The sequence below is a fragment of the Streptomyces sp. NBC_00775 genome, assembly GCF_036347135.1.
GTDB classification, from domain to species: Bacteria; Actinomycetota; Actinomycetes; order Streptomycetales; family Streptomycetaceae; genus Streptomyces; species Streptomyces lutosisoli.
In genome coordinates, this window is the sequence record NZ_CP108938.1 from 2,138,298 (window position 1) to 2,160,769 (window position 22,472).

A 22,472-nucleotide genomic window follows, 5' to 3' on the forward strand; every position below is an offset into this window, starting at 1 on the left:
TTGCCGGACAGCCGCCTACCATCGTGTATTCCGTGATGCAGGTCTCACCACCCCCGAACGGGGGTGCGCCGCGACGAAGGGGCGATCAGGTGGCACAAGACGCAGCCGAGGCGGTGGAGATGCGGGGCGCGCTGGTACGGCTGCGGCGCGCCACGGGGCTGCCGGTCGCCTTCGGCGGCCTGGTCGAGCCCGGGCGCCAGCAGATGCGCATCACCGAACTCAGCGGAACGGCGACGGCCGCGCTCAGCGCGCTCGCGGTGTCCTCGGGCAACGGCCTGGGCGGCAAGGCGGTGGCCCTCGCCCGGCCGTGCGCGGTGACGGACTACTCGGCCTCGCGGCAGATCAGCCACGAGTACGACATGGCGGTCGCCACCGAGGGGCTGTGCTCCGTTCTCGCGGTCCCCGTCGTCGTACGCCGCCGGGTGCGGGGCGTGTTGTACGGCGCCCTGCGGACGGCCCAGCCGCTGGGTGACCGCACGCTCGGCGCGGCCGTCGCGGCGGCCCGGGACGTGGAGCAGGCACTGGTCGTCCGGGACGAGGCGCGGGACCTGCTGGCGGCCGCGCGGGAGCCAGGACCGGCGGCGGGACGCGCCGCGTGGGAGGAGGTGCGCGAGGCGCACGGGGTGCTGCGGGCGCTGGCGCCGCGGATCGTCGACCCGGCGTTGCGCGCCGAACTCCTCGCCGTGTGCGGGCGCCTGGCCGACGCGGCGTCACCGTCCCCCGCCGCGCGGCACGTCGGCCTCGCCCCCCGCGAGGTGGACGTCCTCGCCTGTGTCGCGTCGGGCGCGACCAACGCGGCGGCCGCACAGCGGCTCGGGCTGCGCGCGGAGACCGTGAAGGGGTATCTGCGCTCCGCCATGCGGAAGCTCGGGGCCCACACCCGGTGGGAGGCGGTGGTCGCCGCGCGACGGGCCGGACTGCTGCCGTAGGGAGGGCACCCTCCTGGCGCTTTCCATTCAATCCTTGGCGCCTTGAAATGACTTATGCGGACCCCCTGTTATTTCCCTCACCACCCCGACGGTCCGAAATTCAAAGAGACATTGCCTAATATTGGCCCGGACACGACACACGAGGGGAGCGGTGACCGTGCGAGGGGACTTCAAGGAACCTGCGAGACCCCGCCCCGACCTGGTCATCGGCCGGGCGGAACTCTTCGCGGGGGCGCGTGAGCAGCTCTCCGGCGGAGGCAGCGTGCTGGTGCACGGCCCCGCGGGAATAGGAAAGTCGACCGTCCTGCGGGCGTTGGCCGTGGAATGCGCCGAATCGGCACGGACCGTGTTGCGCTGCTCGGCGACCGAGTCCGAATCCCATCTCCCCTTCCTCGCACTGGCCGACCTCCTCGGCCTGGTCGTGGACGAGGTCTCCGACCGGCTGCCCGCCCCCCAGCGCACCGCCCTGGAGTCGGCGCTCACCGGGCGCGGCGAATCCACCCTCCAGCGCGACGGTCTGGCGCTGCGGCTCGCGGTGCTGTCGGTGCTGCGGGCGCTGGCCGCCCAGGGCCCGGTGCTGATCGTCGCCGACGACCTGCAGTGGCTGGACCCGGCCAGTGCCGAGCTGCTCGGCTTCGCCGCCCGCCGCCTCGGCGGCATGCCCGTACGGATGCTGTGCGCGGTACGCACCGACACGGAGCCCCAGGGCCAAGAGCACGACCGCTATCTACGCGCGTCCCCGCCGGAGACCCTGGCCGTGCGGATCAACCCGCTCTCCCGCGCCCATATGGCCGAACTCCTCAGTCACCGCGGCTACACCGGCCTGCCCCGCTCCACCGTGCGGGACATCCACCGCACGAGCGGCGGCAACCCCCTGTTCGCGCTGGAACTGGGCCGCGCCCTCGCCGAGTCCCCGACCCCGCCGAGCCCGGGCGAGCCGCTCCCCGTGCCGACCTCGCTGCGCGCGCTCGTGCTGAGCCGCCTGGACATGCTGTCCGCCGAGGCCCGGCGCACCCTGCTCGTGGCGAGCGCGGGAGCCCGCCCCACGCTGGCGCTGCTGCACGCCGCCGGCCGCGAGAACGCCGAGGCGGAAACCGCCTCGGCCGCGGCGCTCGGACTGCTCGCGACGGAACGCGAGACACCCGGCATCCGGTTCGCGCATCCCCTCGTCTCCGCCGCCCTGTACGCGGAGGCGAGCGCCCAGGAGCGGCGCGCCGCGCACACCGCGCTGTCCACGGCGGCCTCCGATCCCATCGAGCGGGCCCGGCACCTCGCCCTGGCCACCACCGGCACGGACCCGGAGGTCGCCGCCCGGCTCGGCGAGGCCGCGGCCGCCGCCCGGGACCGCGGCGCGCCCTCGGTCGCCGCGGGGCTGGGCCTGCTCGCGGCCCGGCACACTCCGGCCGACACCGTGCCCGGTCCGGACGAACGGCGGCTGCAGGCCGCCGAGGACGCGCTGACGGCCGGGGAGACGGACCTCGCCCGGGACATCGCGCGCCAGGTGCTGGCCCACGCCACCGGACCGGCGGACCGGGTGCGGGCCTGGATGGTCGTCATCGACGCCGCGGGGCATGCCATGGCCGAGATCGACGCCGTCTTCCCGCACGCGCTCGCGGACGCGGGCGACGACCCGGGGCTGCTCGCCCTCGTCCGCTACCAACTGGCCTGGCGGGCCCTGCTCATGGAAGGCGAGATGGCCAAGGCCCGCGAGGAGGCCGCCAGTGCCGCGCGGCTCGCGGCCCGCGCCGGGGACCGGCCCACCGAACTCCTCGCGCTGGGCTTCCAGGCGCAGATGGAGACCCTGATGGGGCACCCGGACGCCCCGGCGACCATCCAGCGGGCGATGCGCGAGCCGCAGGACCCCCGGGTGGCGTGCGACCACAACGGCGCCGGTGCCGCCCGCTTCCGCTGGCTGATCATGGGCGACCAGCTCGCCGAGGCCCGTACGACCATCACCGCACTGCTGCGCGAGGTGCAGCGGCGCGGCATGGTCGAGAGCGAGGTGCACTTCCTGCGCGGGCTCGCCGAGACCGAGTTGCGCTCCGGGCACTGCGGCCGGGCCCTCGACCTGGCCCGCGAGAGTCTGCGGCTCGCCCGCGACACGGGGATCGGGGAGGCGGCCACCGCCATGTTCACCTCGCTCGCCGAGGCCGCGGGCGGCGACGTGGACCGTGCGCTCGCCCTCGCCCGGGAGGCCGTGGACCGCGCCGAGGAGGACGGCGACCTGATCTACCTCTCGCGCGCCCTGGGTGCCCTCGGGCACGCCCAGCTGGTCGCCGGGGACGCCGCGGCGGCGGTCCAGTCCCTGCGGCGGGTACGGGAGCTGGAGGAGGGGCTCGGCGTCATCGACCCCGCGCGCGGCCGCTGGCACGGCGACCTCGCCGAGGCGCTCGTACGGATCGGGGAGCCCGTCGAGGCGCAGGACGTCATCGACGTCACCCGGCAGCGGGCCCTGCGGCTCGAACGCGAGAGCGTCCTCGCCGTCCTCGACCGCGCCGAGGCGCTCGTACGCGCGGCACGCGGCGAACAGGGCTCCGCCGAACGCCAGCTGACCTCCGCTCAGGACCGCCTCGCCAAGCTGGGCTACGGCCTGGAGGAAGCGCGCGCCGCGTACGCCCTCGCGGGCCTGCGCACCCACCGGCCCGGACCCACCTCGTACGACGAGGCGGCCCGCCTCTTCCGCCGCTGCCGCGCCCTGCCCTGGCTCCGCCAGGCCGAGTCCGCGTCCACCACCCATCCGGCCGCGCCGCCCCTCGCCTCCGCCGCGCTCGACACCCTCGCCGCGACCGAACGCCAGGTCGCCGCCCTCGTCATGGAGGGCGCCACCAACCGCGAGATCGCCGCGCGCCTGTTCATCAGTGTGAAGACGGTCGAGGCGACCCTCACACGGGTGTACCGGAAGTTGGGGATCCGCTCGCGGGTGGACATAGTCAGGCTGGCGGCGGGGCGGAGGACCGGCTGAGCCGGACCCCAGGTCGGGACCAACCGGGTGACACAGGACGCTAAACCCCGGCTCCCTCGGCCAAGGGTTTTCCCTCCTCCAACTCCCCTAGGGGCTTCCCTGCTTGGAAGCGGAGCTCTCCGCTTCTAGCGTGAACCCCGTGCCGCTCGCTCGGGCACACGGTGCCACCCACAGGCACCGTGCTCACCCCCCACACCCGTGCGTCCCCCCACCGGCAAACTCCAAGGAGACCCATGTTCGGGCTCAACCGCGCCAAGAAGACCGCCGCCGTCTGTGCGGCGACCGCTGCCGCCGCCGCGACCGCACTGCTCGGCGCCCCCTCCGCCGTAGCCGCGCCCCAGCCGATCGTCGGTGGCACGACGACCACGACGACCGCGTACCCGTTCATGATGCAGATCACGGACGCCTCCCAGAACCAGTTCTGCGGTGGCACCCTGGTCGCCGCCAACAAGGTGGTCACGGCCGCCCACTGTATGGTCGGCGAGACCACCAGCAGCATCCGCGTCGTCGGCGGCAGAACGTACCTGAACGGCACGAACGGCACCGTCAGCAAGGTCAGCAAGATCTGGATCAACCCCGACTACACGGACGCCACCAACGGTGACGACGTGGCCGTACTGACCCTGTCGACGTCGATGTCGTACACCACGGCGAAGTACGTCGCCTCCACGGACACCAGCGTGTACGCGACCGGCACCACCGCCCGCATCGTCGGCTGGGGCACCACCTCCGAGAGCGGCAGCTCCTCCAACCAGCTGCGGACCGCGACCGTCCCGATCGTGTCCAACTCCAGCTGCGCCAGCTCGTACGGCTCCGACTTCGTGGCCTCCGACATGGTCTGCGCCGGATACACCTCCGGCGGCGTCGACACCTGCCAGGGCGACAGCGGCGGCCCGCTGCTCATCGGCGGCGTCCTGGCAGGCATCACCTCCTGGGGCGAGGGCTGCGCGGAGGCCGGCTACCCCGGTGTCTACACCCGCCTGACGACCTTCTCCAGCCTGGTGACCACGCAGGTCAACTCGTAGTCACCGATGAACTCCTGAGAACCCCTCAGGTGAATGCCAGGGGGCGCTGCGAGCCACCACGAGCGGCCCGCAGCGCCCCCTATCCACTCTCGAACCCTCTACTTGTCGGCGGTCAGCTTCCCCGCGACACCCCAACTGTCCGCCGGCACCTCGTGGATCCAGACGTGCACGGTCTCGGCCGGAATCCTGTACGCGTCGACGAAGGCGTCGGTGACGCGCTTGACGAGGTCCCGCTTGAGCTCGACGTCGCGCGGACCCTGCTGAATGGTGACGATGGGCATGGCTGAACTCCCTTGTCCGAGGCGGCCCTTGCCGCTTTCCGGGTACGGGAACAGTCCATCGCGCGGGGCGTCACCGACCAAGAGGCAGCCCGCGACCGCAGCGATCAGCTTTCGTGATCGCCGCAGGCCGCACACAGGTTGTCGAGGTACGGCGGCGGATTCGAGCCGTGCACGGCGAGCCCGGTGGTGAGCGCGAGGCCCGGCGCCCGGAAGGGTACGAAGGCGATCCGGGGGGCGTGCAGGACGCGGGCGTGGGAGGCGTACACGACCGTCCACAGCGGCCGGGTGCCGATGGTGGCGAGGGTGTCCTGGAGGGAGCCGCCCGCCGGCCCGGGCAGCGGCTGGAACCCCGCGTCGTGACAGGCCCCGACGACCAGGTCGACCAGCGCGGGATTCACCCGGCGCTCGGTGATGCTCAGCGGCAGCCCGGCCAGCTCGTCGAGGGCGACCTCGTCCCGCGCGGCCAGCGGGTGCGCGGCGGGCAGGGCGGCCACCAGGGGGTCGGGCCACAGCGGCAGCACCCGTACGCCCGGCACCTGTTCGTGTGGTGACACGCCCCGGACGAACGCCGCGTCCAGCCGCCCGTCCGCGACCCGGGCGAGCCGCTCCTGGGCCGGGAGCGAGACCAGCTCGACCGGAACGGCAGGCTCCCGCTCGGCGAAGGCCGCGAGCACCCGGTCCAGATGTTCGCCGAGGCCGGTGCTGGTGCCGAGCCGCAGCCCGGCGGCAGGGGCGACGGACGCCCGCGCCCGCTCGGCCGCCGCCAGCACGGCGCGCGCCTCGGGCAGCAGCCGCTCCCCCGCACCGGTGAGCCGTACATGCCGGGGCGAACGGTCGAAGAGCTCGGCGCCCAATTCCCGCTCCAGCCGCTGGATCTGCTGGCTGACAGCCGACTGCACGATATGGAGACTCCCCCACTCTCGGCTTCGCTCGAGCGGGGGGACCCCCATCGCCGCCCGGCCGAAGTGCAGCTCCTCGGCGACCGTCACGAAATAGCTGAGCTGCCGAAGTTCCATGCCGTGGACTCTAGAGCGCCCCGAGGGCCGCCTGTTTGAATGGGCCCCCGTGGGAGGTGATGGACATGGTGTCCACGGACCGTTTCCTGGCCTTCGCCGCGATGTCGCTGCTGGTGATCGTGATTCCCGGGCCCAGCGTGCTGTTCGTCATCGGGCGGGCGCTCGCCCACGGCCGGCGCACCGCGGTGGCGACGGCGCTCGGCAACGTCTTCGGCTCGTACCTGCTGGTCGTGGCGGTCGCCTTCGGGATCGGTTCGCTGGTCGAGCGCTCGATGACGGTCTATCTGACGGTGAAGCTGGCCGGCGCCGCGTATCTCGTCCTCCTGGGCGTGCAGGCGTTCCGGCACCGCAAGGAGCTGAAGGCGTCGGCGATCAAGGCGGCACCCGCGGCCGAGGCGCGCGGCGATCTCCGCACGGTCCTGGACGGCGCCCTCGTCGGCGTCACCAACCCCAAGGGCATCGTCTTCTTCGCCGCGGTACTCCCCCAGTTCGTGGACCACTCCGCGGGCCAGGTCACGACGCAGATGCTGCTGCTGGGTCTGATCCCGATCTCCATCGGCCTGGTCACGGACACCTTGTGGGGCCTGACCGCTTCGGCGGCCCGCACCTGGTTCGCCCGCTCCGACCGCCGGCTGTCCCTGATCGGCGGCGCGGGCGGCTTCACGATGATCGGGCTGGGGCTGACGGTGGCGGTGACGGGGCGGGCGGACTGAGACGTCCGGAACATCAGGGTCGTACGACCCTTCCGGAACGTCAGGGCCGTACGACGGTCCCGAACCGGATGTCGTAGGCCTCCCCCTGCCGCATCACCTTGAGCATCCGCTCCCCTTCCTCGGTGACCTCGTTCCGTTGCGCCTTCGTGAGCGTGCCGAAGGGCTCGATGACGAGCGCCCCTTCGTCCAGTTTCCACACTCCGGCCAGGAATCCGTCGACGAGCAGGGTGCGGTACGCCTGGTTGCCCTGCCAGGAGCGTCCCTTGAGGCCGGCGGGTACGACGCGGGAGCGGTCGGCGTGGGACAGCAGCAGGTTGTCGAACTCGGGGAGGAAGCGCGGCGGGGCAGGGGTGTCCGCGTCCGGGCGGGGCGCGTCGGGAAGGTCGAAGAGCTCGACGCCGTTCTCGTCACGGAACGTGACCAGCTCGGGCCTGAGCCGTTCGAAGGCCTCGCGCAGCCGGGTCAGGCCCGCCCAGGTCTGCATGTCCTTGACGGAGGCGGGCCCGAAGGCGGCGAGGTAGCGCAGGACGGTCGCGTCCGGTGTGGGCGCGGGCTCGGCGGGGCGGCCGAGCCAGTGCTCGGCGGTGGTGAGCTCGACCTGGCCGCTGCGGCCCCACAGACCGCGCGGGGTGACCTGGACGAGCGGCAGCCGGCAGCGGGCGGCGACCGAGAGCGCGAACGGGTCGGCGTCCGGCCATTCGGCGAGCAGCGTCTCGCGCAGCTGCTTCATGGTGCGCGGCTCGGCCTCCACCAGCTCACGGCTGATCGCGGCGAGCCGGTCCAGGTCGACGCCGGTGAGCCCCTTGCGGAAGGTGCCCAGCTCCCGGTCGCGTGCGGCCTGCACGAGCGGGCGCAGGACGAGGGCGTCGTCGGCGGTGTGGGTGTGGATGGTGGAGCGCATGGTGACGATGCGTACGGCCTCCCGGTCGGCCATGAGCCGCGACAGCGCCTCGGGGGTGAAGCCGTCGAGACGGGCGGCGAGGGCGTAGTACGGCGGCTTGACGTTCTGCGCCTGGAGGCCGAGGAGGTGTCCGACGGCGGCCTTCGCGGACAGCGGGGAGCGGCGCAGCAGAAGCTGACGGTCGAGGGTCGCGCGGTTGAGGGCGCGGGTGCCGAGTACCGAGGCCGTCGTGGTCGTCTTCGTCATGCTCCGCACGCTAACGCCGCTTGCGGACACCTTCTGTCCGCAACTCTCACCGGATCCCGAGGCGACCGGGCACGCTCAGTCTGTTTGCCCCGTATATCCTGCTCCGTGATCACGCAGACGCACGTTCGACACTGGAGGCAGCCGCGATGTCCGAGCGACGCGCCCGCTCAGCCTCGAAGGACACGAGGGGCGACGCGAAGAACGCGAGCAACGGGAAGAACGCCAGGAAGTCCGTCTGGCGACGCGCCCTGACCCCGCCGGCCGCGCCGCCCGCGCGGCCTCCGTCGCCCCGACCCGACCCGCCGGCACCGGACCCCGACGACGCCGGCAGCGTCGTACAGGCGGCCCTGTACCGCGACGGCGTACGCGTCTCGACCCCCACGACCCTCGCCGACACCTTCCGCGAGCTGCGCGACGAGCCGGACGGCGTGGCGTGGATCGGTCTCGCCCGCCCGACGGAGGCCGAACTCCTCTCCCTGGCCGCCGAGTTCGACCTGCATCCGCTCGCCGTCGAGGACGCGATGGAGGCGCATCAGCGCCCGAAGCTGGAGCGCTACGGCGACACGCTCTTCGTGGTCCTGCGCGCCGCGCGCTACCTGGACGCGCTGGAGGAGGTCGACTTCGGTGAGCTGCACGTGTTCGTGGGCCCGGACTTCGTGATCACGGTCCGGCACGGTGCGGCGCCGGACCTCTCGGCGGTGCGCCGCCGCATGGAGGACACCCCGGAGCTGCTGAAACTCGGCCCGGAGGCCGTCCTCTACGCGATCCTCGACTCCGTGGTCGACGGGTACCTCCCCGTGGTCTCCGGCGTCCAGATCGACATCGACGAGATCGAGACCGAGGTCTTCCGCGGCGACCCGGCGGTCTCCCGCCGCATCTACGAACTCTCCCGCGAAATGGTCGAGTTCCAGCGCGCCACCCGCCCCCTGGTCGGCATGCTGCACGCCCTGATGGCCGGCTTCGCCAAGTACGGCACCGACGAGGAACTCCAGCGCTACCTCCGCGACGTCGCCGACCACGTCACCCACACCAGCGAACGCGTCGACGGCTTCCGCCAGGCCCTCACCGACATCCTCACCGTCAACGCGACGCTGGTGACCCAGCAGCAGAACGCCGAGATGCGGGCGTTGGCGGAGGCGGGCTTCGAGCAGAACGAGGAGATCAAGAAGATCTCGTCCTGGGCGGCTATTTTGTTCGCTCCGACGCTGGTCGGGACGATCTACGGGATGAACTTCGACAGCATGCCGGAGTTGCACTGGGTGTTCGGGTACCCCTTTGCGATCATCCTGATGGCGGTTGTATGTACCAGTTTGTACGTCATCTTCAAGCGGAAGGACTGGCTCTGAGCAATCGGCGTGACGCGCCGCCGCGAGAAGGTGCAGCCCCGACCGCAGGCGTCGGGGGAGCGACTTCTTGACCGTCCGGCAGGTGTCACCACCGCCGCAGCGGTGGTGACCTCGTCGTCAGGTTCGCGCCGCCGACGGTCGGGCCCGGGTACCCGGCGACCGGAAGCTGCCCGTCGAAGACATCATTCCGACGAGACCGGGCTCAACCGGAAGAGGACAGCGGTGTTGGCACGCGGCAGGGAGACGGTCAGCTTCCCTTCAACCGTTTCCCACTCCGCGGCGGCACCGGCGGTCGTGGGATGCAGCAGGGTGGGATGAACGTGAGCGCCTCGCAGGTGAGGGACGGTGAGTGTGCGGTCGGTTTCGGCGGGGTCGTTCGGGACGGCCTCGCGCCCGTCGCCGCCCGGCTCCGGCTCCCGTCGCCAGACCATCACGTACGTGGACTCCTCGCCCCGCAGTCCATGGGCGATCCACTCGTCCTCCCAGGCGGGCAGGCCCAGTGGCCAGAACGGATGCGCGCCGCCGATCTCCGGCCGGAGGTCCTTGTAGACGGAGATCGCCGAGCGGACGAGGTCGAACTGCTCGTCGCTCATGAGGTTGAGGAAGCCGGAGAGGTGGATGCGTCCGAGCAGCGGGCCGGTGAGGGTGAAGGCGATCTCGTCGAGGCTCTGGTCCGGCTGGGGGTACGCCCACACGGCGGCCTGCTCGGGTGTCGCGGCGGTGGCGGCCGCGGCGGCGATGGGCGGGTAGCGCAGGGGGTCCTGCTGGTCGCTGGTGGACTGCAGTTGTGCCACCGCCAGTTGCGCGTAGTCCATGCGCAGGCCGCCCGACCCGCAGTTCTCCAGCACCAGGTCGGGGTGCCGGTCGAGGACTGAGGCCATCCAGTCGAGGTGGGCGCGGTGGTGCCCGAGCAGCCCGGCGCCCGCGCTTTCGGAGCCGTCCTCCGTGCCTGGGCCGATGTTGATGTTGTAGTCGAGTTTCAGGTAGCCGACGCCCCACTCGCCGACCAGCCGGTCCACGACCTCGTCGAGGTGGGCGCGGGCGGCCGGGTGACGCAGGTCCAGGTGGTGCCGGCCATGTTCCGTCACACGGACACCGCCACGCCGGAAGAACGCCTCCGGCGGCAGGGTGTGGGCCAACGGGCTGCGGACGCCGACGACTTCGGGTTCGAGCCAGAGTCCCGGGGTCATGCCGTGCCGCCCGATGGCGTCCAAGACCTCCTGTATGCCGCCCGGGAAGCGGTTGGGCGCGGCCTCCCACGCGCCGACGGCGTCCCACCAGCCCTGGGCGTCGTCGTCGTACCAGCCCGCGTCGATGACGAAGACCTCGGCGCCGGCGGTCGCCGCCGCCTCGATGAGAGGCAGGAGCCGATCCGTGGTGGGGTCACCCATGAGGGTGTTCATGTAGTCGTTGTAGATCACCGGGAGCGTGCGGTGGTCGGGGTGGTCGCGGCGGATGCCGCGGCGGTAGTCCGTGAGGGTCCCGAAGGCGGCGTCCAGGCCGCCGGCCTCCGTCCGGACGAGAACGGCGGGGACGGTGTGGAACTCCTGGCCGGGGGCGAGGGTGTGGTGCCACTGGTGGTGGGCGTCGTCGGGCCCGAACAGCGCGACGTAGGCCGCGCCCTCGCGTTCGCCGGTCTCGAAGCGCCAGCCCGCGCTGGACTCGATCTGCCAGAGCCAGGCACGGCCGTCCAGGTCGGTGAGCGCGGCGACCGGGAGGTTGCGGCCGGTGGACCAGCTGCCCTGTGAGTAGCGCTCGAAGCAGCCGCGTCCCTCGTGGCCGTGGGCGGACCGGCTCAGCGGGACGACCTCGTCGCGGAACGCGGCCTGCCGCCAGCGGCATTCGGCGAGCCAGTCGTTGTCCGCCCAGTGCAGAGTCAGGCCGTCCAGGCCGTCGCCCGCATCGGAGATGCCGCCGAGGGTCAGGGTGGTCACGCTCTCCAGCCTCAGCGGAGTGGCGCCCTCGTTGACCAGGCGTACCCGCGCGCGCAGAAAGGCCGCGCCGGAGCCGGCACCGGAGCCCGACTCCAGGGTGACCTCGGCGGCCAGCCCGGTCTCCGAGTCCGCCAGCCGGATCGTCGTACGCTCCCGGCCTGCGACCCGCCCGTCCCGCACCGTCTCGTGATCGCGGTAGGTGAGGCGGTCGCCGATGGCCGTCTCGATGAAGCGTTCTCCCGACCACAGGCGCCCGTGGCCGGTGGCGGTGACCTCGACGAGAGGGACCAGGCGGGCCCAGTCCTGGCCGGGTGTCCCCAGTCTCACCGACCCCGTGGCGTCCAGGACGGCGTGCAGCCCGAGCTCCGGGTGCGACCAGATACGGGACTTCTCGACTGTTCCGGCGACAGCGGTCAACGCAATTTCCCCTTCCGGGATGGTTCGGTCCTGCGGTGGCTTGTGGGGGGTGCTGAGCTGGGGATTCACACGCGGCGGGAGAGGGGGGTGCCGCGCCGATCGGCGGGTTCGAAAGGTAAATCCCTGGTTACGGTCTCTTGACGCCCACGTTGTGACCGCTCACAATCCTCGCATGGATGTGACCGGTCACACAAGCTCCGGCGGCCACAGCGACCCCCCTCAGGGGCAGCAGAAGGCCGCCAGTATCCGCGATGTCGCCCAGGCGGCAGGCGTCTCCTACCAGACCGTTTCGAGGGTCATCAACAACCACCCGAACGTCAGGGAGGAGACTCGCAAGCGGGTCGACGCAGCCATCCAAACCCTGGGATTCAGGCGCAACGCCACCGCGTTCGCGCTGGCCAGCGGGGTAACCCGATCGGTCACGGTCATCACGTCGAACACCGTTCTCTACGGCTACGCAGCCACCCTGCAGGGACTGGAGGAGGCATCCCGCGCCGCCGGATACGCACTGGGCGTGCGGGTCGTGACACCCGAGGACGACCTGGACCGTACGATCGCCGCGGCCGCCGACACCGGTGGCGGACTGGTGGTCATCGGCTACGACCGTCTCGGCGCCGCCGCACTGGATCGCGTACCGGCGCATGTGCCGTGCGCGGCGCTGGTGGAGGCGCCGCCGCACGGCCGGACACCCGGCCGTCCGGCGGTGTGGGCCGACGACCGTGAGGCGGCCCGTACCGCCACCGAACACCTGCTGGCGCTCGGGCACGAAAACGTGCACTATGTGGCGATCCCAGCCTCCACCGGAACCCGGCGGACGGCGGCGCCCCGCGCCGAAGGCTGGCGTCAGGCCCTGCGAGCGGCCGGCGTGACCCCTCCCGCGCCTTCCGGCAACGGCTGGGACGCCCAGGCCGGATACGAGGCCGGGAAGAAACTCGCCAAGAACCCGGACGTCACCGCGATCCTGTGCGGCAACGACGATCTGGCGCTGGGCGTCCTGAGAGCCCTGCACCACGCGGGCCGGCGGGTCCCGGAGGACGTCAGCGTCATCGGCTTCGACGACGCCCCTCACTCCGCCTTCGTCACCCCGTCCCTCACCACGGTCCGCATGGACTTCCACGGACTGGGGCGCGCCGCCTTCGGGCTACTGCGCGCCCAGCTCGACACCGACCAGCAGGCACCCGCGCCGGTGCCGGCCGAACCCACCCTCATCCTCCGGGAGAGCTCGGGGCCACGGAACGCCTGAGCCGGACCGGACGTCCGGGCTCGCCGTATCCGTTACGTCCGCCGTGCCCGCAGTCGCCTCGCCGTGTCCGTCAGCCGTCTTCCCCGCAGCAATCGCGCATCTCCGCAGTCATCGCACCTCTCCGCAGCATCGCCTCGTCTCCCTTCCGCTCCCTTCCGCGTACGAACAAGGATCCGCCATGAGAAGAGCCGTCTCCGTCCTTGCCACCGCCTGCGTTCTCGGGCTGACCGCCACCGCGTGCAGCGACAGCAGCGGTGGCGCCACGGCCGCCGCACCCGAGGGCTCGGTCAACCCGACCGCCTCTCTCAAGGGCGTCAAGCTCACCATGTGGGTCGCCCAGAACAGCGTTTCGGAACCCAAGCAGGCCATCGAGGCATTCGAGAAGGCCACCGGCGCCAAGATCACCACCGAGGTGATACCCGACCCCTACGAGTCGAACGTCCCGACCAAGCTCGCCTCGGGCGTCAAGCCGGACCTGATGTTCTGGCAGCCCACGGCCAGCACCCTGCCGTTCGTCCAGCCGGCCAAGAACCTGCTGCAGCTCGACAACGAGGACTGGGTCTCCAAGCTCGGCACGACGGAGAAGACCCTCGGCCAGGTCGACGGCCACCGCTACGCGGCCATCGTCACCAGCCCCGCGGTCCTCGGCGTCTACTACAACAAGGCCGTCTTCAAGAAGGCGGGCATCACCACCATGCCCAGCAGTTACGACGAGATGCTCGCCGACGCCGCGAAGATCAAGGCGAAGACGGACGCGGCCCCGTTCTTCGAGGTCGGCGGCGACAAGTGGCCCCTGCAGTGGCAGGTCCAGGCCCAACTCACGGACCTGCCGCAGTCGTTCTGGGACAACCTCAACAAGAACAAGGACACCTGGACCAACAAGACCATCGTCGACGCCATCACCAAGTACAAGACGAAGATCCTCGACGGCGGCCTGGCCCAGAAGAACTACAAGACCGCCACCTTCGTCGACCAGGGCAAGGCGGTCATGGACGGCAGCGCCGGGATGGCCCTGAACGTCACCGCGCTCCAGTCCGAGATCCAGGCCACCTCCAGCACGGCGGAGATGGACAAGAAGCTCGGCTGGTTCCCCATCGCCAACAGCTCCGCCAAGGCCGAGTACTCCCCCGACCAGACCAACGGCGTCGTCGCCTTCAACACCGGCGACACCAAGCGTCAGAACGCCGCCCGGCAGTTCATGTCCTTCTGGCTCGGCCCGGACTACCCGGCCTACATCAAGGCCAACAAGCTCGTGTCCGTGGAGCCCTCCGTGCCCAACCCCGACGGCCTGCCGCAGACGGCCATCGCCCAGGCCAAGGCCCTGTCCGGCGCCTCGGGCGTCTTCCAGGTCAAGGCGCTCACCGCCCCCGACATGCACCTCGCCCTCGCCGACATGATCTACGGCAAGAAGACCCCGCGCGAAGTCGCCCAGGCTGCCGAGGACCAGTTCAAGCAGGTCCTCAAGGCACGCGGCGTCTCCGGCTTCTGACCGGCGCCCCTTCGCAGCCCGTATCCCGGGCCGCCCGTCAGCCCGTCCCCCGGGCCGCCCGTCGGCGGCGTGCCCGGGGCCCGTACCGGAGGTAAGAGAGTGGTGGACACCGCCACGATGGACGCTATCGACGCCACGCGTGCGAAGGACCTCGACCAGGACCGGCCGTCCCGTCCCGGCCGGCGCGAGCGCCCCCGCGGCAAGGCCAACCAGCCGTGGTGGTTCGCTCTGCCCGCGCTCGCCGTGTTCGGCGTGTTCTTCCTGCTGCCGAACCTGCTGAACTTCGTCTACCCGTTCACCGACTGGTCGGCGTTCCACTCGCGGATCGGCTTCGTGGGCCTGTCGAACTTCAGCACCATCCTGCATGACGGGTCGATGGCCCGTGACATCCGCATCACCCTGGTGTACGCGGTCCTCGTGGCCGTCTTCCAGAACGGCTTCGGTCTCGGCCTCGCCCTGCTGCTGGAGCGCGACACCCGCTTCAACCGCTTCTTCCGCGCGGTCTTCTTCCTTCCGGTACTGATCTCCGCGCTCGCCGTCGGCTACATCTTCCGGGCCCTGCTCGCCCAGGACGGGGCGCTCAACAGCGTGCTGTCCTCACTGGCGGGGCACCATGTGGACACCCCCTGGCTCGGCTCGACCACGTGGACGCTGGTCGTGGTGACCCTCATCCACGGCTGGAAGTGGATGGGCCTGGCGATGCTGATCTACCTGGCGGGCCTGAAGAGCATGCCCGGTGACGTGCTGGAGGCCGCCCGTATCGACGGGGCCGGTTGGTGGCGCACCTTCTGGTCGGTCCGGTTCCCGCTGCTCGCGCCCGCGGTGACGTTCAACGTGACGACCGCGCTGATCGGTTCCATGAACACCTTCGACATCGTCCAGGCCACCACCGGGGGTGGTCCCGGCAGCGAGACCGAGGTGTTCAACATCTACATGTTCCGCATCTTCGGCCAGGGCCTGTACGCGCAGGCGTCCGCGATGAGCCTGGTGCTCTTCCTCATCGTCGTCGTCCTCGCCGTGCCCGTCATCGTCGGCCTGCGCCGCAGGGAGAACAACCAGTGACCACCGTTACCGCGTTCGCCCCCGTACACCGGCGCCCGCTGCGCTGGCTCCAACCGCTCGCCGTCCTGATCATCGCCGGCGTCACCATCGGCATCCCGCTGTGGCTGGTCGCGGTCACCTCGGTGAAACCGCAGGCCGAGGCGATCAAGCCCAACCTCTCCCTGCCCCACCACGTCCAGGCCGCCGCGAACTACAAGCAGAGCTTCGACGAGGGCAAGGTCGTCCAGGGCTTCGTCAACAGCCTCCTGGTCGTCGCCCCGTCCGTCGTCCTCGTCCTGCTCCTCGGGGCAGGCGCCGCCTGGGTGTTCGCCCGCCGCAAGGGGCGCCTGGTCAACACCCTGTACGCGCTGAGCATCAGCGGACTGCTGCTCCCGCCCGCCGTGATCACCATCGTGATGGAGCTGCGCCAGCTGGGACTGGCCGGCACCCGTCCCGGCATGATCGGCGTCTACGCCGGGATGTACCTGTCCACCTCGATCTTCTTCATGACCGGGTTCATCCGCGCCCTCCCCGAGGAGCTGGAGGAGGCCGCCCGCATGGACGGCGCGGGACCGGTGCGGGTCTTCTTCCGCATCATCCTGCCGCTGCTGCGCCCGGTCATCGCCACGGCGACGATCATGGTGATGCTCTACGCCTGGAGCGACATCTTCTACGCCTTCTTCGTCCTCGGCGGCGGCGACAAGGCCACCCTGCCGCTCAACCTCTACCAGGTCGCCAACGCGCAGCTCTACCTCAACAACTGGCATCTGATCTTCGCCTACGTCGTGATGATGAGCCTCCCCATGGTCCTCGTCTTCGTCATCGCGCAGCGCCGCATCGTCTCCGGCATCACGAGCGGCGCCGTCAAGTAGCCCCGGGGGTTCGGCCTGTTGAGCCGCCCCGGTCACCCCCGAAGTACCCCGACAGCCTCCCGCAACGCCGCGGGAGGAGGAGGACAGCCATGCCTCGAACAGCCCGCAGACCCCGCTCCGTCCGCGCCCTCATGGGCGCGACCGTGGTGACCGCCGCCCTCCTGGGCACAGCACTCACCGTCCCCGCCGCGCAGGCGGCGACCCCGCAACTGACCGTCGACCTCGGCACCACCACCGGCGCGGTCATGCACGGAGCCAACGGCGCTCTGTACGGCCTCAGCGACGACGGAGTTCCGGGCGACAGCCTCGTAACTCCCCTGCACATGACGTCCATCGCCCAGAAGGCGCCCGACGGCACCCAGCACCCGAACGGTGACGCGCTGGTCGTCCAGCCGGAGTTCGCCCGCGGTGGCGGCGGCGACAACCTGATCTACATGCAGGACATCTACGCCTCGTGGCCGTACGAGAACCTCGGGCTGACGGACTATCTGTCGAAGGTCGACACGATGGTCACCAAGGTCGCGGCCCGCTCCGACGCGAGCACGTTCGTGTGGGTGCCGTTCAATGAGCCGGACGGCAACTGGTACACAGGGCTCGGCAGTTCGACCACGTCCACGTACAACAGCGCGCTCGCCGGCTTCGAGAGCGACTGGACGACGGTCTACAACAAGATCCGCTCGATCATCCCGAACGCGCGGATCGCCGGCCCCAACGAGACGCACTACGACGCCCGTTTCATGGGCGACTTCTACCCCTGGGCCAAGGCCAACAACGTCCTCCCGGACATGACCACTTGGCACGAGCTGGACCCGACCTCCCTCTCCAACTTCGAGGGCAACCTCGCCGCCTACCGGACGATCGAGACCAACGCCGGCATCAGCGCGCGCCCAGTCAACATCAACGAGTACGGCGACCGCCGCGACCTCTCGGTGCCGGGCCAGATGGTCCAGTGGATGTCCATGTTCGAGCGGAACAAGGTCTACGCCGACCAGGCCTACTGGGACATCGCGGGGAACCTCGACGGCAACGTCAGTCAGACCAACATCCCCAACGGCGACTGGTGGCTGCTGCGTTGGTACGCGGGCCTGACCGGCCAGACCACCAAGGTGACCCCGCCGCAGGCCAACGTCATCGACACGTTGCAGGGCATCGCGTCCCTCGACACCGGCCGCAAGCAGGCCCAGGTCCTCCTCGGCGGCGGCACCTCCGGCTCGGCGAACACGGTCGTCCAGAACATACCGTCGTCGTTCGGCAGCACCGTCAACGTCTCGGTGGAGCGCACCGCTTGGAGCGGTTACGAGGGTGCGGGCCCCGCGCCGACGGTCCTGGCCCGCAGCACGTACACGGTCGCCTCGGACGGCAGCATCACCGTCCCGCTGACCAACCTCGACCCCATGTCGGCCTACCGGATCGTCATCAACCCGGCCGGCACCGGCACGCCCACCGCCGCGAGCACCCCCTGGTCGGCGTCGTACGAGGCCGAGAGCGCGTCCATCACCGACGGTACCGTCTACACCCAAGGCAGCGTCACCAACGCCTACGGGTACGCCACTTCGGGCACCAAGGACGTCGGCAGCCTCAACCAGTCGGACAGCAAGGTCGCCTTCACCGTCACCGCCCCGACCACGGGCACGTACAACCTCAACGTCTTCTACGGCAACCAGTCCGGCGGCCCGGCGACCCAGACCCTGACCGTCGACGGCGGCTCCTCCCAGACGGTCACCTACACGCCGACCCTGAACTGGACCTACCGCTCCACGGCGAGCGCCTCGGTGTCCCTGACGGCGGGCACGCACACGATCACCCTGGCCAAGGGCACCAACGAGGTCACCCTCGACAAGATCGACCTCACCGCGGCCTCCACCGCCGACACCTCCTACCCGGCCGCCTACGCGGACATCACCGGCTCGCCGACCTACAGCTACACGGCCTCCGGCACGACCGGTGCCGGCGCCCTGGCCCTGACCTCGGGCACCTCCGCCGCCTTCGACGTCTACGCGCCGACCGACGGCTACTACACCGTCCACACCGACTACTCCTCCAACGGGTCGGGCACCCTCACGCTGGACGGCGCGACCGCCGTCACGCTGGCCTCGACAAGCGGCACACTCACGGACAAGAGCTCGCGGCTGTACCTGTCGGCGGGCAACAACCGCATCACGGCGGCGACTTCGGGCTCGACCACGCTGACCCTGCGCGACCTGCGGGTGGGCGCGAGCGCCGACACCACGGGCGTCACCGCCTACGAGGCCGAGAGCGCCACCCTCGCGGGAACCGCCGTCGCCACCTCGGACACCTGGGCCTCCGGCGGCAAGTACGTCGGCTATGTCGGCAACGGCTCGGCCAACACCCTCACCTTCCAGGTGAGCGCCGCCAGTGCCGGGCGGTACGTCATGAACGTCCGCTACGCCAACGACCAGGTCTCCGGCTCCGGGAACTACAACACCAACGTCGTCTCCCGGGCGGCCCAGATCTCCGTCAACGGCGGCACCGCGCAGACCGTCATGTTCCGCAACAACTACAGCTGGTCCACCTACTGGGACCTGCCCGTCCCGGTCACCCTCACCGCCGGCACCAACACGATCACCTTCGCCAACGCGAGCGCCTACACACCCAACATCGACCGCATCACCGCCGCACCGGTCACCGGCTGACGTTCAACTCCGGTCGGGGTCCGGGCACTTGAGCCGGACCCCGACCGGGACCCACGACCCCTGCTTCACGGATTCCCTCTCTCCACTCCATTCCACATGTCGAACAGCGCACGAAACACCGAACAGAAGGGCGGCCCGGTGGTGAACGCCGAGCACAGCGAACACACCCATCCCGACACCTACGTCATCGGAGTCGACTACGGGACGCTGTCCGGGCGGGCCGTGGTGGTCCGTGTCGCCGACGGCGCCGAACTGGCCGCCGCCGAGCACTCGTACACCCACGCCGTCCTCGACCGGAAGCTCCCCGACGGGACCCCGCTGCCGCCCGACTGGGCACTGCAGGTGCCCGCGGACTACATCGACGTCCTGCGGATCGCCGTACCCGAGGCCCTGGCCCGCTCCGGTGTGCGGCCGGAGCAGGTCATCGGTATCGGCACGGACTTCACCGCGTGCACGGTCCTGCCGGTCCTCGCCGACGGCACGCCCCTGTGCGAACTGCCCGACCTCGCCGACCGCCCCCACGCCTACGTCAAACTGTGGCGCCACCACGCCGCGCAGGCCCAGGCCGACCGCATCACCGCACTGGCCGACGCCCGCAAGGAGCCCTGGCTGCAGCGGTACGGCGGGAAGATCTCCTCGGAGTGGGAGTTCGCCAAGGCCCTGCAACTGCTGGAGGAGGACCCCGAGCTCTACGAGCTGACCGACCGCTGGATCGAGGCCGCCGACTGGATCGTCTGGCGTCTGTCCGGCACGTACGTCCGCAACGCCTGCACCGCCGGATACAAGGGCCAGCTCCAGGACGGCAGTTACCCCTCCAGCGACTACCTCGCCGCACTCAACCCCGGCTTCGCCGACTTCGTGACCGCCAAGCTGGACCAGCCGATCGGCCAACTCGGAGATCTGGCTGGGCGGTTGACGGCCGAGGCGGCGGCATGGACGGGCCTGCCCGAAGGCATCGCCGTGTGCGTGGGGAACGTGGACGCCCATGTGACGGCGCCCGCGGCCACCGCGGTGGAACCGGGTCGGATGGTCGCCATCATGGGCACCTCCACCTGCCATGTGATGAGCTCCGACCAGTGGGCCGAAGTGCCGGGCATGTGCGGGGTCGTCGACGGCGGCATCCTGCCGGGTCTGTGGGGCTACGAGGCCGGACAGAGCGGCGTCGGCGACATCTTCGGCTGGTTCGTCCGCACGGGGTTCCCGGCGTCGTACGCCGAGGAGGCCGCCGCCGCGGGCCGCGACCCGCACGAACACCTCACCGCCCTCGCCGCCGAACAGCGGGTGGGTGAGCACGGGTTGGTCGCCCTGGACTGGCAGAGCGGCAACCGTTCCGTGCTGGTCGACCACGACCTGAGCGGTGTCCTGGTGGGTCTGACGCTGTCCACCCGCCCCGAGGACGTCTACCGCGCCCTGCTGGAGGCCACCGCCTTCGGCACCCGCACCATCATCGAGGCGTTCGAGACGTCCGGCGTACCGGTCCGCGAGCTGATCATCGCGGGCGGCCTGACGAAGAACGCGCTGCTGATGCAGATCTACGCCGACGTCACCCGTCTCCCCCTCGGTGTCATCGACTCGGCGCAGGGCCCCGCTCTCGGCGCGGCGATGCACGCGGCGGTCGCGGCCGGGGCGTACCCGGACATCCGGGCCGCCGCCCACGCCATGGGCAAGGCCCGCCCGGCCGTCTACCAGCCGGACCCCGAGCGGGCCGCGGCCTACGACCGCCTGTACGCCGAATACCGGCTCCTGCACGACTACTTCGGCCGCGGCGCCAACGAGGTCATGCACCGCCTGCGCCACCTCCGCGCCCAGGCATCCGCCTGAGCGGCACCCCTGCTCGGTGGTCAACTCCCTTTGAAAGGAACCCTCATGGACACCAACGCCACGCCCTACCCGAACCAGGAGATCTGGTTTCTCACCGGAAGCCAGGGCCTGTACGGCGACGACATCCTGCACCAGGTCGCCGAACAGTCCCGGAGCATCTCCGAGATCCTCGGCGGTCCCGGGAAGATCCCGGTCAAGATCGTGTGGAAGCCGGTCCTCACCGACGCCGACTCGATCCGGCGGATATGCCAGGAGGCGAGCTCCTCCGACGACTGCGTGGGCGTGATCGTGTGGATGCACACCTTCTCGCCGGCCAAGATGTGGATCGCCGGACTCAGCGCCCTGGACCGGCCGTTGCTGCACCTGCACACCCAGTACAACCTGTCGCTGCCCTGGCCGAGCATCGACATGGACTTCATGAACCTCAACCAAGCGGCCCACGGTGACCGCGAGTTCGGCCACATCGAGGCCCGTCTCGGCATCGACCGCAAGATCGTCGCCGGTCACGCCACCGACCCGAGGGTCGTCCGGCGCGTCGCGGCCTGGGCACGGGCCGCCGTCGGCCGCCACGCCTCACGCACCCTGCGCCTTGCCCGCTTCGGCGACAACATGCGCGACGTCGCCGTGACCGAGGGCGACAAAGTCGAGGCGCAGCTGCGGTTCGGCTACTCCGTGAACACCTACGCGGTCAACGACCTGGTGGCCGTCGTGGACGAGGTCGAGGACAAGGAGGCCGCCGAACTCGCCGCCGAATACGTCGAGTCGTACGACGTGGTCCCCGCACTGCGCCCCGGTGGCATCCGCCACGACTCGCTGCTGTACGCGGCCCGCCAGGAGATCGGCCTGCGCACCTTCCTCACCGAGGGCGGCTTCACCGCCTTCACCACCAACTTCGAAGACCTCGGCGGCCTGCGGCAGCTGCCCGGCCTCGCCGTCCAGCGGCTGATGGCCGACGGCTACGGTTTCGGTGGCGAGGGCGACTGGAAGACCTCGGCGCTGCTGCGCACGATGAAGGTCATGGGCGCCGGCCGGCCGGGCGGCACCACCTTCATGGAGGACTACACCTACCACCTGGGCCCGGGCACCCCGCGTATCCTCGGCGCCCACATGCTGGAGGTCTGCCCCTCGGTGGCCGCCGACCGCCCCAGCTGCGAGATCCACTCCCTCTCCATCGGCGGCCGCGAGGATCCGGTCCGTCTGGTCTTCAACGCGGCCCCCGGCCCCGCCGTGGTCGTCGGCCTCTCCGACCTCGGCGACCGCTTCCGGCTGACCGCCAACACCGTCGACGTCATCACCCCCAACGAGCCCCTGCACCGCCTGCCGGTGGCCAGGGCCGTGTGGAAGCCGCGCCCCTCGCTCGCGGAGTCCGCCGAGAGCTGGCTGCTCGCCGGCGCCCCGCACCACACCGTGCTCAGCTCCGCCGTCGACACCGAGACCCTCACCGATTACGCCGCCATGACCGGTGTCGAGTTGCTCACCATCGACGAGAGCACCAGTACCGAGCAGTTCGGCAAGGAAATCCGCTGGAACGCCGCCTACCACCGCCTCGCCCAGGCTCTGTGACCCCCACGATCCGCACGCA

16 protein-coding genes are annotated in these 22,472 nt (G+C 70.8%); 12 read left to right on the forward strand and 4 right to left on the reverse strand.

All coding sequences use genetic code 11. The features are described 5' to 3' along the window. Nucleotides 1-89: 89 nt before the first annotated feature. From OIC96_RS09715 to OIC96_RS09725, 3 genes are all read left to right on the forward strand, one after another. Complete coding sequence (locus tag OIC96_RS09715) at nt 90-929, forward strand: helix-turn-helix transcriptional regulator (RefSeq protein ID WP_330308263.1); 840 nt, start codon at nt 90-92, stop codon at nt 927-929. Between the two features lie 151 nt (nt 930-1,080). Next, on the forward strand, nt 1,081-3,891 hold the full coding sequence (locus OIC96_RS09720; RefSeq protein WP_330308262.1) for a helix-turn-helix transcriptional regulator: 2,811 nt from the start codon (nt 1,081-1,083) through the stop codon (nt 3,889-3,891). A gap of 233 nt (nt 3,892-4,124) precedes the next feature. Next, nucleotides 4,125-4,916: a S1 family peptidase gene (locus OIC96_RS09725; RefSeq protein WP_330308261.1), complete on the forward strand. Its 792-nt coding sequence runs from the start codon at nt 4,125-4,127 to the stop codon at nt 4,914-4,916. Between the two features lie 98 nt (nt 4,917-5,014). On the opposite strand, the gene dmpI is transcribed toward OIC96_RS09725, so the two are convergent. Together dmpI and OIC96_RS09735 are read right to left on the reverse strand one after the other, a co-directional pair. Beyond that, on the reverse strand, nt 5,015-5,197 hold the full coding sequence (gene dmpI, locus OIC96_RS09730) for a 4-oxalocrotonate tautomerase DmpI (RefSeq protein ID WP_330308260.1): 183 nt from the start codon (nt 5,195-5,197) through the stop codon (nt 5,015-5,017). 104 nt (nt 5,198-5,301) lie between these two features. Then, on the reverse strand, nt 5,302-6,213 hold the full coding sequence (locus OIC96_RS09735; protein ID WP_330308259.1) for a LysR family transcriptional regulator: 912 nt from the start codon (nt 6,211-6,213) through the stop codon (nt 5,302-5,304). 65 nt (nt 6,214-6,278) lie between these two features. Here OIC96_RS09735 and OIC96_RS09740 point away from each other — a divergent pair, with 65 nt between their 5' ends. After that, nucleotides 6,279-6,926 (forward strand): LysE family translocator, encoded by a 648-nt coding sequence (locus OIC96_RS09740; RefSeq protein WP_330308258.1) that lies wholly within the window; start codon nt 6,279-6,281, stop codon nt 6,924-6,926. A 40-nt stretch (nt 6,927-6,966) separates the two neighbouring features. Here the strand turns inward: OIC96_RS09740 and OIC96_RS09745 are convergent, their stop codons facing one another. Next, complete coding sequence (locus tag OIC96_RS09745) at nt 6,967-8,073, reverse strand: winged helix DNA-binding domain-containing protein (protein ID WP_330308257.1); 1,107 nt, start codon at nt 8,071-8,073, stop codon at nt 6,967-6,969. A gap of 146 nt (nt 8,074-8,219) precedes the next feature. Between OIC96_RS09745 and OIC96_RS09750 the strand changes: the two genes are divergently transcribed. Beyond that, entirely contained in the window at nt 8,220-9,419 is a 1,200-nt protein-coding gene (locus OIC96_RS09750; RefSeq protein ID WP_330308256.1) for a magnesium and cobalt transport protein CorA, read from the forward strand. A 182-nt stretch (nt 9,420-9,601) separates the two neighbouring features. Here OIC96_RS09750 and OIC96_RS09755 read toward each other — a convergent pair whose 3' ends face one another. Then, nucleotides 9,602-11,770 (reverse strand): glycoside hydrolase family 36 protein, encoded by a 2,169-nt coding sequence (locus OIC96_RS09755; protein WP_330308255.1) that lies wholly within the window; start codon nt 11,768-11,770, stop codon nt 9,602-9,604. A gap of 172 nt (nt 11,771-11,942) precedes the next feature. Here OIC96_RS09755 and OIC96_RS09760 point away from each other — a divergent pair, with 172 nt between their 5' ends. From OIC96_RS09760 to araA, 7 genes are all read left to right on the forward strand, one after another. Beyond that, on the forward strand, nt 11,943-13,013 hold the full coding sequence (locus OIC96_RS09760; protein ID WP_330308254.1) for a LacI family DNA-binding transcriptional regulator: 1,071 nt from the start codon (nt 11,943-11,945) through the stop codon (nt 13,011-13,013). 178 nt (nt 13,014-13,191) lie between these two features. Further along, a complete protein-coding gene (locus OIC96_RS09765) occupies nt 13,192-14,502 on the forward strand; it encodes an ABC transporter substrate-binding protein (RefSeq protein ID WP_330308253.1) in 1,311 nt (436 codons plus the stop codon). A gap of 117 nt (nt 14,503-14,619) precedes the next feature. Further along, a complete protein-coding gene (locus OIC96_RS09770) occupies nt 14,620-15,564 on the forward strand; it encodes a carbohydrate ABC transporter permease (RefSeq protein WP_330308252.1) in 945 nt (314 codons plus the stop codon). Further along, nucleotides 15,561-16,415 carry a carbohydrate ABC transporter permease gene (locus tag OIC96_RS09775; protein ID WP_330308251.1) on the forward strand — a complete coding sequence of 285 codons (855 nt, stop codon included), beginning with the start codon at nt 15,561-15,563 and terminating at the stop codon, nt 16,413-16,415. The genes OIC96_RS09770 and OIC96_RS09775 overlap by 4 nt, the downstream gene beginning before the upstream one ends. An 89-nt stretch (nt 16,416-16,504) precedes the next feature. Beyond that, complete coding sequence (locus OIC96_RS09780) at nt 16,505-19,069, forward strand: CBM35 domain-containing protein (protein WP_330308250.1); 2,565 nt, start codon at nt 16,505-16,507, stop codon at nt 19,067-19,069. 96 nt (nt 19,070-19,165) lie between these two features. Further along, nucleotides 19,166-20,890: a ribulokinase gene (gene araB / locus OIC96_RS09785; RefSeq protein WP_330308249.1), complete on the forward strand. Its 1,725-nt coding sequence runs from the start codon at nt 19,166-19,168 to the stop codon at nt 20,888-20,890. 45 nt (nt 20,891-20,935) lie between these two features. After that, a complete protein-coding gene (gene araA, locus OIC96_RS09790; RefSeq protein WP_330308248.1) occupies nt 20,936-22,453 on the forward strand; it encodes an L-arabinose isomerase in 1,518 nt (505 codons plus the stop codon). The last annotated feature ends 19 nt before the right edge of the window (nt 22,454-22,472 follow it).

What these genes read in the sequence shown, in the direction of transcription:
- araB (WP_330308249.1), top strand. Translation starts at nt 19,166, where the DNA reads ATGTCGAACAGCGCACGAAACACCGAACAGAAGGGCGGCCCGGTGGTG.
- OIC96_RS09740 (WP_330308258.1), top strand. Translation starts at nt 6,279, where the DNA reads ATGGTGTCCACGGACCGTTTCCTGGCCTTCGCCGCGATGTCGCTGCTG.
- OIC96_RS09725 (WP_330308261.1), top strand. Translation starts at nt 4,125, where the DNA reads ATGTTCGGGCTCAACCGCGCCAAGAAGACCGCCGCCGTCTGTGCGGCG.
- araA (WP_330308248.1), top strand. Translation starts at nt 20,936, where the DNA reads ATGGACACCAACGCCACGCCCTACCCGAACCAGGAGATCTGGTTTCTC.
- OIC96_RS09745 (WP_330308257.1), bottom strand. Translation starts at nt 8,073, where the DNA reads ATGACGAAGACGACCACGACGGCCTCGGTACTCGGCACCCGCGCCCTC.
- OIC96_RS09765 (WP_330308253.1), top strand. Translation starts at nt 13,192, where the DNA reads ATGAGAAGAGCCGTCTCCGTCCTTGCCACCGCCTGCGTTCTCGGGCTG.
- OIC96_RS09750 (WP_330308256.1), top strand. Translation starts at nt 8,220, where the DNA reads ATGTCCGAGCGACGCGCCCGCTCAGCCTCGAAGGACACGAGGGGCGAC.
- OIC96_RS09770 (WP_330308252.1), top strand. Translation starts at nt 14,620, where the DNA reads ATGGACGCTATCGACGCCACGCGTGCGAAGGACCTCGACCAGGACCGG.
- OIC96_RS09780 (WP_330308250.1), top strand. Translation starts at nt 16,505, where the DNA reads ATGCCTCGAACAGCCCGCAGACCCCGCTCCGTCCGCGCCCTCATGGGC.
- OIC96_RS09735 (WP_330308259.1), bottom strand. Translation starts at nt 6,213, where the DNA reads ATGGAACTTCGGCAGCTCAGCTATTTCGTGACGGTCGCCGAGGAGCTG.
- OIC96_RS09760 (WP_330308254.1), top strand. Translation starts at nt 11,943, where the DNA reads ATGGATGTGACCGGTCACACAAGCTCCGGCGGCCACAGCGACCCCCCT.
- dmpI (WP_330308260.1), bottom strand. Translation starts at nt 5,197, where the DNA reads ATGCCCATCGTCACCATTCAGCAGGGTCCGCGCGACGTCGAGCTCAAG.